This is a genomic window from Peribacillus sp. P4_C12 (assembly GCF_056402095.1).
Genome location: NZ_JBFUIB010000080.1, coordinates 1 through 13,252, shown reverse-complemented (window position 1 = coordinate 13,252; position 13,252 = coordinate 1). Strand labels below are relative to the sequence as shown.

At 41.7% G+C, this 13,252-nt stretch carries 9 protein-coding genes, 1 other RNA gene and 1 other annotated feature; of the genes, 1 reads left to right on the top strand and 9 read right to left on the bottom strand.

Going from position 1 to position 13,252, the window contains the following annotated elements; translation table 11 throughout:
• Positions 1 to 348: 348 nt before the first annotated feature.
• The 4 genes from ssrS to AC1DUW_RS12950 form a co-directional block, all read right to left on the bottom strand.
• Positions 349 to 534, bottom strand: a non-coding RNA gene (ssrS, locus tag AC1DUW_RS12965) — 6S RNA.
• 87 nt (positions 535 to 621) lie between these two features.
• Positions 622 to 2,391 carry an aspartate--tRNA ligase gene (aspS, locus tag AC1DUW_RS12960; protein ID WP_477642692.1) on the bottom strand — a complete coding sequence of 590 codons (1,770 nt, stop codon included), beginning with the start codon at positions 2,389 to 2,391 and terminating at the stop codon, positions 622 to 624.
• Positions 2,392 to 2,403: 12 nt separating this feature from the next.
• On the bottom strand, positions 2,404 to 3,675 hold the full coding sequence (gene hisS, locus AC1DUW_RS12955) for a histidine--tRNA ligase (protein WP_053347120.1): 1,272 nt from the start codon (positions 3,673 to 3,675) through the stop codon (positions 2,404 to 2,406).
• 98 nt (positions 3,676 to 3,773) lie between these two features.
• Positions 3,774 to 4,012: a binding site (T-box leader), on the bottom strand.
• Positions 4,013 to 4,090: 78 nt separating this feature from the next.
• Positions 4,091 to 4,264 (bottom strand): hypothetical protein, encoded by a 174-nt coding sequence (locus AC1DUW_RS12950; protein ID WP_053347121.1) that lies wholly within the window; start codon positions 4,262 to 4,264, stop codon positions 4,091 to 4,093.
• A 128-nt stretch (positions 4,265 to 4,392) separates the two neighbouring features.
• Here AC1DUW_RS12950 and AC1DUW_RS12945 point away from each other — a divergent pair, with 128 nt between their 5' ends.
• On the top strand, positions 4,393 to 6,159 hold the full coding sequence (locus tag AC1DUW_RS12945) for an SH3 domain-containing protein (protein WP_477642691.1): 1,767 nt from the start codon (positions 4,393 to 4,395) through the stop codon (positions 6,157 to 6,159).
• Between the two features lie 82 nt (positions 6,160 to 6,241).
• On the opposite strand, the gene dtd is transcribed toward AC1DUW_RS12945, so the two are convergent.
• The 5 genes from dtd to secF form a co-directional block, all read right to left on the bottom strand.
• Positions 6,242 to 6,685: a D-aminoacyl-tRNA deacylase gene (gene dtd, locus AC1DUW_RS12940; RefSeq protein WP_056528345.1), complete on the bottom strand. Its 444-nt coding sequence runs from the start codon at positions 6,683 to 6,685 to the stop codon at positions 6,242 to 6,244.
• Positions 6,686 to 6,699: 14 nt separating this feature from the next.
• Positions 6,700 to 8,898 (bottom strand): RelA/SpoT family protein, encoded by a 2,199-nt coding sequence (locus AC1DUW_RS12935; protein WP_477642690.1) that lies wholly within the window; start codon positions 8,896 to 8,898, stop codon positions 6,700 to 6,702.
• 315 nt (positions 8,899 to 9,213) lie between these two features.
• A complete protein-coding gene (locus tag AC1DUW_RS12930; RefSeq protein ID WP_053347125.1) occupies positions 9,214 to 9,726 on the bottom strand; it encodes an adenine phosphoribosyltransferase in 513 nt (170 codons plus the stop codon).
• Complete coding sequence (gene recJ, locus AC1DUW_RS12925) at positions 9,717 to 12,092, bottom strand: single-stranded-DNA-specific exonuclease RecJ (RefSeq protein WP_477642689.1); 2,376 nt, start codon at positions 12,090 to 12,092, stop codon at positions 9,717 to 9,719. Before recJ ends, AC1DUW_RS12930 begins: the two co-directional genes overlap by 10 nt.
• A 144-nt stretch (positions 12,093 to 12,236) precedes the next feature.
• Positions 12,237 to 13,252 (bottom strand): protein translocase subunit SecF (gene secF, locus AC1DUW_RS12920; RefSeq protein WP_477642688.1); only part of this gene is annotated, 1,016 nt, incomplete at its 5' end.

Below are 13,252 nucleotides of genomic sequence, written 5' to 3'. Positions count from 1 at the left end.
GCCTTTTACTCGTGASTTTCTGCTTTTTACTCGTGASTTTCAACCTTTTACTMGTGAGTTTCTGCTTTTACTCGTGAGTTTCACCCCTTTACTCGTGASTTTCAGCCTTTTACTCGTGAGTTTCTGCTTTTTACTCGTGAGTTTCACCCCTTTACTCGTGAGTTTCTGCTTTTACTCGTGACTTTCTGCTTTTTACTCGTGAGTTTCACCCTTTTACTCGTGAGTTTCACACTTTTACTCGTGAGTTTCACCATTTTACTCGTGAGTTTCACCATTTTTCTCGTGAATACAGATTTTTCAGCACAAAAAAACCCATGTTTACTCAACATGAGTTGCTTTGTAAGTTATAAGAGTCCCAATTGTGCCGTTTACGCCTTTGTTTTGAACCCGCTCTCCGCAGGTGGGTGCTCGGTTCCTCGCGTTTGTAAGTCCTCTACGAGGGAGGCATGTACGCGGCCAGGAAACTAGTGCTCCCGGTAACTATAAGTGTTCGGTCAAAACTTATAGGTTAAAGAACGAACACATCAGGACTCTTACTTATTGAAAATATCATATCATAATGCTTTACTCCGTTTCAAGAGAAAGCATCTAGGTAAATTCTCACATTTTTTTCCAATAAAATTATTTCTTTAATGCAGCAAGTCTTAAGCTAAGTTCTGCTAATTGCTTATCACTTACAGTACTTGGAGCGTCAACTAGCAAGTCGCTTGCGCTTGCTGTTTTCGGGAACGCGATGGTGTCGCGAAGGTTTGTACGACCCGCAAGCAACATTACCATACGGTCCAATCCAAGTGCGATTCCGCCGTGTGGAGGTGTTCCATATTCGAAAGCATCCATTAAGAAGCCGAATTGTGCGTTTGCTTCTTCTTCTGTGAATCCAAGCACTTTGAACATTTTTTCTTGAACATCGCGTTCGAAAATACGCAGTGATCCACCGCCAAGTTCGTAGCCGTTCAAGACTAGGTCATACGCTTGTGCACGAACACTGGCTGGGTCTGATTCCAGTTTTTCCAGGTCTTCACGGAATGGCATTGTGAATGGATGGTGAGCTGCATAATAGCGTCCTTCTTCTTCATCGTATTCAAGTAATGGCCAGTCCGTTACCCATAGGAAGTTGAATTTGCTTTGGTCGATCAAGCCTCTTTCTTTACCTAGCTTGATACGAAGCGCGCCAAGTGCATCCGCAACAATGCTTTTCTTATCTGCAACGAATAAGATCAGGTCGCCTACTTCAGCTTCCAATACTGCAACTAATTGCTGTTGGTCTTCAGCGAAGAATTTAGCAATTGGTCCTTTTACGCCATCTTCTTCTACTTTTAACCAAGCAAGGCCTTTTGCACCGTAAATAGCTGCAAATTCAGCCAATGCATCAATGTCTTTACGGGAATAATCTGCATTTCCGCCTTTAACTACGATCGCTTTAACTTGTCCACCATTTGCAACAGCACCTGTGAACACTTTAAAATCACTGTCTTTCACGATTTCTGAAACATCTTTAAGTTCCATTTCGAAACGTGTATCAGGTTTGTCGGAACCATAACGGCTCATGGCTTGGTTATATGTCATTCTTGGGAATGGCAGTGTTACGTCCAGCCCTTTTACATCTTTCATAACTTTAGCCATCATGTTTTCAGCCGTTTTAATGATATCTTCCTGGCTCATGAAGCTAGTTTCAATATCGATTTGTGTGAATTCAGGCTGTCTGTCAGCACGTAAATCTTCATCACGGAAACAGCGGGCAATTTGATAATAACGTTCGAAACCAGCTACCATTAATAGTTGCTTAAAGATTTGCGGTGACTGTGGCAGTGCATAAAACTCACCTTCGTGTACACGGCTAGGTACTAAATAATCACGTGCGCCTTCTGGTGTACTTTTCGTTAAAATAGGTGTTTCGATATCAAGGAAGCCTTCGCCGTCCAAGTAATCACGAATCGCCTTAGTTGTTTGGTTACGCATTTTCAACGTTTCAAACATTGCCGGACGACGTAAGTCCAAATAGCGGTATTTTAAGCGAATATCTTCAGAAACATCTGTTCTCTCATCAATGATGAAAGGAGGTGTTTTTGCTTCATTTAAAATTGTTACGCTTTCTGCTTGAACTTCAATTGTACCTGTTGATACATTCGGGTTGAAGTTAGCTTCATCACGTTTGATGACTGTACCTTGGATATCAAGAACGTATTCATTACGAATTTTTTCAGCTGTAGCCAATGCTTCTGCCGAGATGTCCGGATTGAAAACAACTTGTACAACTCCGCTTCTGTCACGAAGGTCGATAAAGATTACTCCGCCCAAATCACGACGTTTTTGTACCCATCCTTTTAATGTAACTTTTTCACCAATAGCTGCTTCTGTAACTTCTCCATTGAAGTATGTTCTGCCAAACATGGTATTTCCCCCTTAAGCCTGTAGCTTTTTAAATTGTTCAACGAATGTAGCAAGATCCATATGGACTTGTTCACCGGTTGCCATGAACTTTAGATTAATTGTATTATTTTTCAATTCATCATCTCCGAGTGTCGCCACGTATCTTGCTTCGAGACGATCGGCTGATTTAAATTGAGCTTTTACTTTACGGTCTTGGTAGTCTTTTTCGACTGTAAAACCGGCATTACGCAATTGGTAGGCAAGTTTGACATTATAATCCTTAGCGGACTCACCTAGTGAAACAAGGTAGCAGTCAATGCCCTTTTTGATCGGAAGTTCGATGTTTTCTGCTTGAAGTGCTGCAATCAGACGTTCAATGCTGAGCGCAAAGCCAATCCCAGGTGTTTCCGGTCCACCAAGTTCTTCAGCAAGCCCGTTATAACGGCCGCCTCCACAAAGTGTCGTAATCGCACCAAAACCTTCCGCATCACTCATGATTTCAAAGGCCGTATGATTATAGTAATCCAGGCCTCGCACAAGCGTTGGATCTTCAACGAATTCAATTTCCAAATCCGTTAAGTGTTGTTTCACTTTTTCGAAATAGGTTCGCGATTCATCATTTAAATATTCAATGATGGAAGGTGCCGTTTTCATCAATTCGTGATCGTGATCTTTTTTACAATCCAGAATACGCAATGGATTTTTTTCAAGACGGTTTTGACAATCGCTACAAAACTCGCCGATACGGGGTTCGAAATGCTTGATTAACGCATTGCGATGCGCTGTCCGGCTTTCATTATCACCAAGGCTATTTATTACGAGCTTCAGTTTTGTCAACCCAAGCTCTTTATAAAGATTCATTGCCAGCGATAGAACCTCTGCATCAATTCCTGGATCTTTACTTCCTAATGCCTCGATGCCAAATTGAACGAATTGACGGAAGCGACCTGCTTGCGGACGTTCGTAACGGAACATCGGCCCGATATAATAAAGTTTGACCGGTTGATTTGCCCAACCAAACATTTTGTTCTCAATGTATGATCTAACAACAGAAGCAGTGCCTTCAGGACGAAGGGTCAAATTCCGTTCACCGCGGTCCTGAAATGAGTACATCTCTTTTTGCACGATATCGGTTGTGTCTCCCACACCACGTAAGAACAGCTCTGTGTGCTCAAAAATCGGTGTACGGATTTCTTTATATTGATAACGGTGACAAATCTCACGCGCTGTCTTTTCGATATACTGCCAAATTTCCGTTTGACCAGGCAATAAATCCTGCGTACCTCTAGGAATCTGAATAGACATATTTGTTTCCTCCTTTAAAGCAATGCGTCATTTCTTATACGACGCTGTACTGAATTTTTTCCAAACAAAAAACTCCCGCCCCTTGTAACATAGTCGTTACAAGGGACGAGAGTTGAATATCCCGTGGTGCCACCCTAGTTGAAGCACAATTAAATAAGTGCCTCCGCTCAAAAACAGTTAACGCCTGCTTTACGTCCATCTCCTACTAAAAAAATTCGTTCAGAGTGAAGCCTACGGAGGGTTCTTTCATTAAGTCATCATGTGGAATGCTTTCAGCCTCGGCATTTCCTCTCTTTTCATGTGTTTCTTAATTACTCTTCTCCATCATTGGTTATTGCAGTAATAGGTCTGATACTTTATAATCATACGGACGTTAACATCAAATGTCAAGATAGGCTAAGAATTTTGTCGTATTTTATTGGTTCAAATGTTTTTTCATATTCTTGATTGTTCGGACATTGACTCCGAATTCGGATGCTAATTCAATTAGATTTGCGCTTTGTTCCTTTTGAATAAAATCGTGAAAATCGACACCTAGTACTTGATTGCCCCCACTTAAACTCGTTTGGTCTTTTTCGCTGAATTTCATATGGCTTCCCTCCATTAGTTAATAAGACTTATTCTTTCCTAAAAAAAATGTTTTTTGCACAATGAAGGAGGGAAATTTTTTATTGAACGAGAATACATACAAATAGATATAAAAGGGAGAGACAACTTATGAATAAGAAATCAGGATTATTTGGCCTGATCCTATTGCTGATAATAGCAGCGATTTTCCCCGTCAATCAAGCATTTGGAGAAAACGAAGGGGAAATTGTCGTGACGACCAAGGTGGTCAATGTCCGTGAAGGCGCAGGCCTCAGTTTTCCTATTGTGAAAAAAATTACAAAAGGGGAAACGTATCCGATTGTGAATGAAGATGGCGATTGGATTGAAATTCGGATTGGCGCCGGTAAAACGGGATGGGTTGCCAATTGGCTTGTGGGAAAAAAATCAGATTCAAATCAGGTTAAGCAGGAATCAGGTCAGGGAATAATTACCGGTAGCTCTGTCCGCGTCCGTACAGGCCCCGGTACTACATTTCAAACAGTTGGTTCGATAACGAAAGGAACGGCTGTTGACATTATTGAAAAAAATGAAAATTGGATTCAAATCAAACATGCAGAAATCGAAGGTTGGGTCTCTTCTGACTATCTCAAGCTCACTAAGGCTTCCGAGAATGCAGTAGAGAGAGATACGAAGCAGAAGAAAGAAGAATCGGAACAATCCGTGCAATCGGGAGTCACTTTGGTCGACCGTCTCAATGTTCGTTCTGAGCCTTCGAAAAGCAGTGCCTCGCTCGGTAAGCTGAATAAAAATACGATGGTTACGGTTTATCGAATTGAAAACGAATGGGTTGAAATTGATTTTCAAGGAAGCCATGGCTGGGTCGCCGAATCTTACATAGAATTGGGCAAGAATAAGAGTGAGACGAAAATCAATAAGGCAGGTGCCACTGCAAGAGTAACCGTTTCTGGTTTAAATGTGCGGAAAAATGCCTCTCCTAACAGCAAAATCATTGGTTCGGTGAACAAAGATGAAACCTACCAAGTTTTGCAAACAACAGGCCAAATGACACAGCTTCAGCTTTCTGATTCAAAAAAAGGCTGGGTGGTGAACTGGTATTTAGAAATAGAGAATGCCGAACAAACAACAAAGACAAAGAAGATTGACGTAAAAGGCAGTAAGATTACCACCATTCATGATGGGACAATCCTTAGAAGTAAGCCAGATGGCAACTCGCAGATTGTAGCGCAGGTGAAAGAAGGAGAAACATTCTCCGTTCTCGGTATGGAGGGCGATTGGTACTCCATTAAACTCAAGAATGGCCAAACCGCTTATGTTGCTGGTTGGATTGTGACGATTGAAGGTAATGCTGAGCAGATCCAGCGTCCAGGCGTTGAGAAATATTTAGCGGATAAAGTCATCGTAATCGATCCCGGCCATGGCGGCAGGGACAGTGGTACAGTTGGAGTCGGTGGTACTCTTGAGAAAAACTTAACAATCCGTACCGCTGAGTTGTTGCGGGACAAGCTTCATGCGGCAGGTGCAAAAGTGATTCTGACAAGAAGCAGTAATACATATGTTCCACTGCCTTCAAGGGTTAGCACTTCACATATCAATAACGCGGATGCATTCATCAGCCTCCATTATGATAGCACCAAAGATCAGATTGCGAGTGGAATAACTACATTCTACTATCATGACTATCAACAGAATTTTGCCTCAACACTTGCCAATTCACTAGGATCCACGATGCAGGTGCCTAACCGTGGTTCCCGATACGGAGATTACCATGTTATCCGTGAAAACAATCGTGTAGCTACACTTATTGAACTAGGCTATTTAAGTAATCCTGTTGAAGAATTGAGGATTACAACGAATGAATATCAAGAAACCATTACAACCGCTATCTATAATGGATTGGCGCGGTATTTCAAATAATGACAAGCCAGCTTCCCATGGAAGCTGGCTTTCAATTTGTTTACAATCACTTTTTCTCAACAAAAAAACCTGCCGCAGCAGGTTACTTTTTACTTTCCATTATTAATGTTACAGGTCCGTCATTAGTAAGCTGAACGTCCATCATTGCGCCAAATTGACCGGTTTCAGTATGGACGCCTTTTTTGCGTAGTTCTTCATTGAATGATTCATAAATTTTGTTCGCCTCTTCAGGACGGGCGGCGTCCATGAAGTTCGGACGACGGCCTTTACGGCAGTCGCCATATAGCGTAAATTGTGAAACTGATAGAATTGAACCACCAACGTCTAGTAGTGAGTGGTTCATCTTTTCATTTTCATCTTCAAAAATTCTAAGATTAACAATCTTATCGGCCAAATAGACGGCGTCATCAATTGTATCGCCATGGGTGACACCAACTAGCAGGACTAGTCCGCTGTCAATTTGCCCGATTGTTTGGCCTGCCACAACAACTTTGGCAGCTTTGGAACGTTGTAAAACAACACGCATAGTAATAAAACTCCTTAGTTCATAATCCTTCTAACGGAATAGACATCTGAAATTTGTTTTATACGGTCGACGACCTTTTGTAGATGTGCAATGTTATGGATATAAATCGACATGTGAATGGTCGCCACTTTATTCCGGTCCGATTTACCTGATACTGCTGAAATATTTGTCTTTGTTTCGTTGACAGCTTGCAACACTTCGTTTAATAAGCCGCGGCGATCATATCCGCTGATCTCAATTTCAACGATATATTCCTTACGTTCGTTAATCCTGCTTTCCCATTCAACAGGCACAAGACGATGATYGGAATCACCGCTTTCTAGGTTCGGACAGTCTTGTCTATGGACAGAGACTCCACGGCCTTTTGTAATATAACCAACGATTTCATCCCCAGGAACCGGATTACAACAGCGTGATAAACGGATAAGGAGGTTCTCAATTCCCGGTACACGTACACCTGAGTCACGTTTTTTGGAGGAATTAGGGAAAGTTTTCAGATCAGCAACTGCTTCTGAAATATCTGCTTCTTGCTCAACCATCTTCTGCTTACGCCATTTTTCAGTAAGGCGGTTCGCTACCTGAAGGGCTGTGATTCCGTTATAACCAACCGCTGCATACATATCTTCTTCATTCAGGAAATTGAATTTATCCGAAACGCGCTTAATGTTTTCAGATGTCAGGATTTCCTTCAGATCAAACTCCATGATCTTGATTTCTTTTTCAACAAGTTCTTTGCCTTTTTCGATATTTTCTTCTCGGCGCTGCTTTTTGAAAAATTGACGGATTTTATTTTTCGCCTGAGATGTTTGCGTGAGTTTAAGCCAATCTTGACTTGGACCATATGAATGCTTGGATGTTAAAATTTCAATAATATCGCCTGTTTTTAGTTTATAATCCAGCGGTACCATTTTCCCGTTCACTTTGGCCCCTATCGTTTTGTTACCGATTTCCGAGTGAATCCGGTAAGCAAAGTCAATCGGATTGGATCCTGATGGAAGTTCAATAACATCGCCTTTTGGCGTAAAAATGAACACCATATCAGAAAAAAGATCGATTTTAAGGGATTCCATGAATTCCTCGGCGTTTGTTGCGTCATCCTGGAATTCAAGAATTTCCCTGAACCAAGTCAATTTTTCCTCTAATGAAGGCTGTTCACCAACATCTTTTCCTTCTTTATAAGCCCAGTGTGCGGCAACCCCGAACTCGGCAATGCGATGCATATCAGAGGTACGGATTTGCACTTCAAGCGGATCGCCTTTTGGCCCGATTACCGTCGTATGTAAGGATTGATACATATTCGGCTTCGGCATCGCGATATAGTCCTTAAATCGGCCAGGCATCGGCTTCCAGCATGTATGAATGATCCCTAAAACGGCATAACAGTCTTTTATGCTATTGACGACAATCCGAACCGCAAGCAGGTCATAAATTTCACTGAACTGCTTATTCTGCAACGCCATTTTGCGATAAATACTGTATATATGTTTCGGTCTGCCAGAGRGGTCTGCTTTAATATTGACTTCTTGCACGTTTTTACGCACTTCATCAATGACTTCTTCTAAATACTGTTCACGTTCTGCACGCTTTTTCTTCATAAGGTTGACGATTCGGTAATACTGCTGCGGGTTCAAATACCTTAGTGCCGTATCTTCTAGTTCCCATTTAATCGTACTGATCCCAAGACGATGAGCAAGCGGCGCAAAGATTTCTAATGTTTCGTTCGAAATTCTTCTCTGCTTTTCCTGCGGCAGATGCTTCAATGTCCGCATATTGTGCAGTCTGTCAGCAAGCTTAATCAATATGACCCGAATATCCTGGGCCATCGCAACGAACATTTTCCTATGGTTTTCCGCCTGTTGTTCTTGCTGTGATTTATACTTAATTTTCCCTAATTTGGTCACACCATCAACGAGCATGGCGACTTCAGGACTGAAATTCTCTTCAATATCCTTCAGAGTGACCTCCGTGTCTTCAACAACATCATGTAAAAAGCCTGCCGCAATAGTTGCAGGATCCATTTCAAGATCAGCCAGAATACCCGCCACTTGAATCGGATGAATAATATATGGTTCTCCCGATTTACGAAATTGTTCTCGGTGAGCATACTCTGCATACTTAAACGCTCTATGAATAAATTCAGCTTCTTCCGGCTGAAGATATAAGCTGGCCATTTCTACAACCTGCTCGGCAGTCAATATTTGATCGTTAGCCATTTAATCACCTTAACCCCACTTTAACTGCCACCGGATATTAACCGGATTGAGTATGATTGGTAGCACTTCCCTTTGTTCAGCAAAACGTGACAATTTTTGCGAAAAAAATAAATCCGCCGAAACGGATACAAGTGCAAATAAACTTAATAGCAGAAAAACTCTTTATTATTACTATTATCGAAAAAAATGGCATGGATGTAAAGGGCTAAACATGTATTTTATAAAGAATAGTTCTTTTTTTCACTGGAAATTCGACAAAATCTATGAAAAACGGATAAAACAGAAAGAGCACCCTTGTCAGAGTGCTCTTCTTTATTAAAAGTTCATTAGTGTTAAAACATCATAGCCTTCTAATTTATCTTTACCATCTAGGTCTGTTAATTCAATAAGGAATGCAATCCCGGCTACAATTCCGCCAAGCTCTTCCACTAATTTGATCGTTGCTTCGATTGTACCGCCAGTAGCAAGTAAATCATCCGTAATAAGGATACGTTGTCCTGGTTTAATGGCATCTTTATGGATAGTCAATACATCCTTACCATATTCTAAGCCATATTCGACTTTTATCGTTTCACGTGGAAGCTTTCCTTCTTTTCTCACTGGCGCAAAGCCCACTTCCAATGAGTATGCGACTGGACATCCGATAATGAATCCGCGTGCTTCCGGTCCGACCACTAAATCGATATTTTTATCGCGAGCGTACTCGACGATTTGGTCTGTTGCGTATTTATAAGCTGCGCCGTTATCCATTAATGTTGTAATATCTTTGAAGACAATACCCGGTTTTGGCCAGTCTTGCACAATTGTTACATATTGCTTTAAATCCATTGCTTTGTTTCCTCCTCAAGGTCTGTTGCCTCATGAACTAAAAAATGATTGAACCAATCGAATAATTGCTGATAGGAAGAATAGACAAGCTCTTGTTCAAGCTCAAATTGCTCTTTCTTTCTTATAAACGATTCAGACTCACTGAGATCGCGTTTTTTCGCATTGGCTGTGAGCATAATTAACCCATTCTCTATTGTAACAAAATCAAGCTCAAAAAACACCTTTGAAATAAAATCCACTGTATCTCTTGACCAGCCTCGGTATTTGGCAAGATCATCACCATACCTTTTCACATCAAGCGGACCCTTTTTAGCAAGAAAGGCATAGAACCATTTAAAATCGTCCCGTGTTGGCACCGTACTTAAAAAATGATCCTGTTCATGAGAAAAATGTGCGTATATCCGCGACGGCTTCCTATTTTCAATCATCCGTTTTAACAACTCTCTTAACGGGGGCATGTCCATAAGAACCACATGTCCTTGCATGCAGTCGAGCTGATCTGCTTCCTGTTCATTCTTGATTAAAACAAGATCGGGATGGTTTTGTAAAAAGGGATATCTTCTATAAATATCTTCCGAGAAAATAACAATTTTCCGATTATGAACCGGTATCTCAGCCAGCCACTTCTCTGCCTGTCCCTTGCCGCGATAATCGAAAAGCTGCCAATGATTGACCGAGACATCCTGAACAAAGATTTGCGGCTTTTTGATATTATTCCACTCATTAATGGAAAGCTCGCCGATCACGGAGACTTCTGCATGCGGAGCTATTTCATCCACATAATGACCTAGACCAAACCCAACGCCGTCGAGTTTATGATTCTCACTATCTTCAAGCTGCACCTTCAAGTGATTTTGATTGGCGCCAATTTTACGGACACTTGAAAGCTGGACGGAATCTATCAAGATTTTCGGCTTTGGATTGGTTACTCCAAATGGCGCTAGTAGGCTCATTTCCTGAATCGTTTGAATGGAAACTTCCGCTAATGTTGTGGCTCCATCCAAGTTAGTAATAGGTGTGAAATCTTCTTCGCTGAGCTTTTCTTTCGCAATCATGTTCATGCGATCTCTAAGCTCCTGTACGTCTTCTATTTTCAGGGTCATTCCCGCAGCCATCGGATGCCCACCAAAATGAGGCAGCAATTCGCGACAGGTAGAGAGACTCTCAAAAAGGTCGAATCCAGCAATACTCCGGGCTGAACCTTTCGCGTGCCCCTTTTCTCGGTCATAGCTCAACACAATGGTCGGACGGTAAAAGCGTTCAACCAGTTTGGAGGCTACAATACCCACTACCCCTGCGTTCCAGCCTTCTCTCCCGATAATAAGCACACCATTTGACTCCGGTGGGAAGTTTTCCTCAACCTCTTGAATCGCTTCTTCCGCCATTGCAGCAACCATCGCCTGACGCTCTTTATTAATATCATCGATTTCATTAGCCAGTTCCGTCGCTTCAGCCAAGTTTTCAGACATCAATAAATCAACAGCCGGGTCAGCATCACCAAGGCGGCCAACTGCATTGATTCGTGGTGCCATTGCAAAGCCGATTGATTCCTCATTCAATGCTTCCTGCTGAATATTCGCCACTTTCATTAGGGCAACAAGCCCCGGACGTCTAGTTAAGCGTAACTGCTCAATCCCTTTCGCTGCAATGAGGCGGTTTTCTCCTTTTAAAGGTACCAAATCCGCAATGGTACCGATTGCCGCAATCTCCAGCAAATCCTCTGGCAGTTCGCCAAGCAAGGCATGTGCCAGTTTAAAAGCAACCCCTACGCCAGCAAGATCTTCAAATGGATATGAACTGTCCTCAAGTTTTGGATGAATAATCGCTAGTGCTTCGGGAAGTTCTGGCCCCGGTTCATGGTGATCCGTCAAAATATACTCCATGCCAAGCTCGCTAGCAAGTTTCGCTTCATCAACTGCGGAAATTCCCGTATCCACGGTTATTAATACCTTTACACCTTGCTCAGCTGCCAAGCGGAATGCCATTGGATTCGGCCCGTAGCCTTCTGTAAACCGATTAGGAATATAAAAGTCCACATCGGCGCCTAGTCTAGTTAGCGTCGTCATCATCACCGTAGTCGATGTCACGCCGTCCGCATCATAATCACCAAAAATCCTGATTTTCTCTCCGTTTTGAATGGCTKCTTTTATTCTATATACTGCTTTATCCATATCTTTCAGTAAAAATGGATCATGAAAAGTTTGATTTTTTACAAATAAAAATGATCGGGCACTTTCAATTGTATCCAGGCCACGATTCACAAGTAAGGCCGCAACTAAGGGTGTGATATGAAGCTCTTCCGCTAGTTCAGCAACTTTGTTTTCATCGGCAGTTCGCAAGTTCCACCGTGTTTTTGGCTTTAACATAAATTCACCCCTCAACTTACTTATTATACAAAACGACAATAACGGTTTCAATTTATTTTAAACTCAAAAATGGCTGTATTTCCCTATTCAAAAAGCTAGTCTCACAAAAAGGGGGCTGGCATCATGCCAGCCCCCTCTCACATATTAAACTTGTCCTTCAAGACTTTGTTTCTTTTCTTTTGCGGTGTTCAGTGGTCCTTTTTTCTTCAATTCTTTGATTTTCAAATCAAGCCAGAATTGAGATGCGATTAATAATGACGAATACACGCCACATATTAAACCAATAAACAGGGCAATTGAGAAGTTTCGGATAGCTTCACTACCGAAGATCATCAACGCGATAACCGTAATGAGAACAGTTAGTACGGTGTTAATGGATCTCGTCAATGTTTGCCTGATACTGATATTTACAATATTCTCAAGCTCTTCAACGGTTTTGACTTTACGACTGAAGCGTAAGTTTTCACGAATACGGTCAAAGGTTACGATCGTATCATTGATGGAATAACCGACAATCGTCAGAACCGCAGCAATGAAGGTGATATCCACTTCAAGTCGAAGTACACTAAAGATCGTAATAATAAAGAACGCGTCATGTATAAGCGCTACGACAGCAGGTACAGCCATCCGCCATTCAAATCGTATGGATACATACAAGATAATTCCGAGTGATGCAATCGCTAACGCAATCATGGCATTTTTCGCAAGTTCTTTTCCGACTGTCGGCGAAACGGTGCTGACATTCGGTTCTACTCCATAATCTTTCTTAAAGTGGTCCTTCAAGACAGCGATTTCCTGTTTATTAAGCACACCGACTGTACGAACGACAGCATTTTTATTTTCTTGTCCAGCGAGCCTAACATCCTTGATATCATCCGCAGCAATACCGACCTTTTTCATTTCGGTTTTGACTTGCTGAGTCGTTAAAACATCTTTGGACGCAATCTCAATTCGGGTACCACTAGTAAAATCAATACCAAGATTTAATCTGAAGACGAACAAGAAAATAATCCCGATAAGGGTAACACCGATTGAAATACTATAAAAGACTTTCCGATGTTTGACGAAATCGATTTTATCAAAGCGAGTTGGCAATGACATTAAATTAATTTTCTCAGATAAATTGTGAATGTATTTCTTCTTCACACCAAACCATGATG

Bases quoted from the DNA above. Each gene is read 5' to 3' on its own strand.
- aspS (WP_477642692.1), bottom strand. From the start codon at position 2,391: ATGTTTGGCAGAACATACTTCAATGGAGAAGTTACAGAAGCAGCTATT.
- AC1DUW_RS12945 (WP_477642691.1), top strand. From the start codon at position 4,393: ATGAATAAGAAATCAGGATTATTTGGCCTGATCCTATTGCTGATAATA.
- dtd (WP_056528345.1), bottom strand. From the start codon at position 6,685: ATGCGTGTTGTTTTACAACGTTCCAAAGCTGCCAAAGTTGTTGTGGCA.
- AC1DUW_RS12930 (WP_053347125.1), bottom strand. From the start codon at position 9,726: ATGGATTTAAAGCAATATGTAACAATTGTGCAAGACTGGCCAAAACCG.
- AC1DUW_RS12950 (WP_053347121.1), bottom strand. From the start codon at position 4,264: ATGAAATTCAGCGAAAAAGACCAAACGAGTTTAAGTGGGGGCAATCAA.
- hisS (WP_053347120.1), bottom strand. From the start codon at position 3,675: ATGTCTATTCAGATTCCTAGAGGTACGCAGGATTTATTGCCTGGTCAA.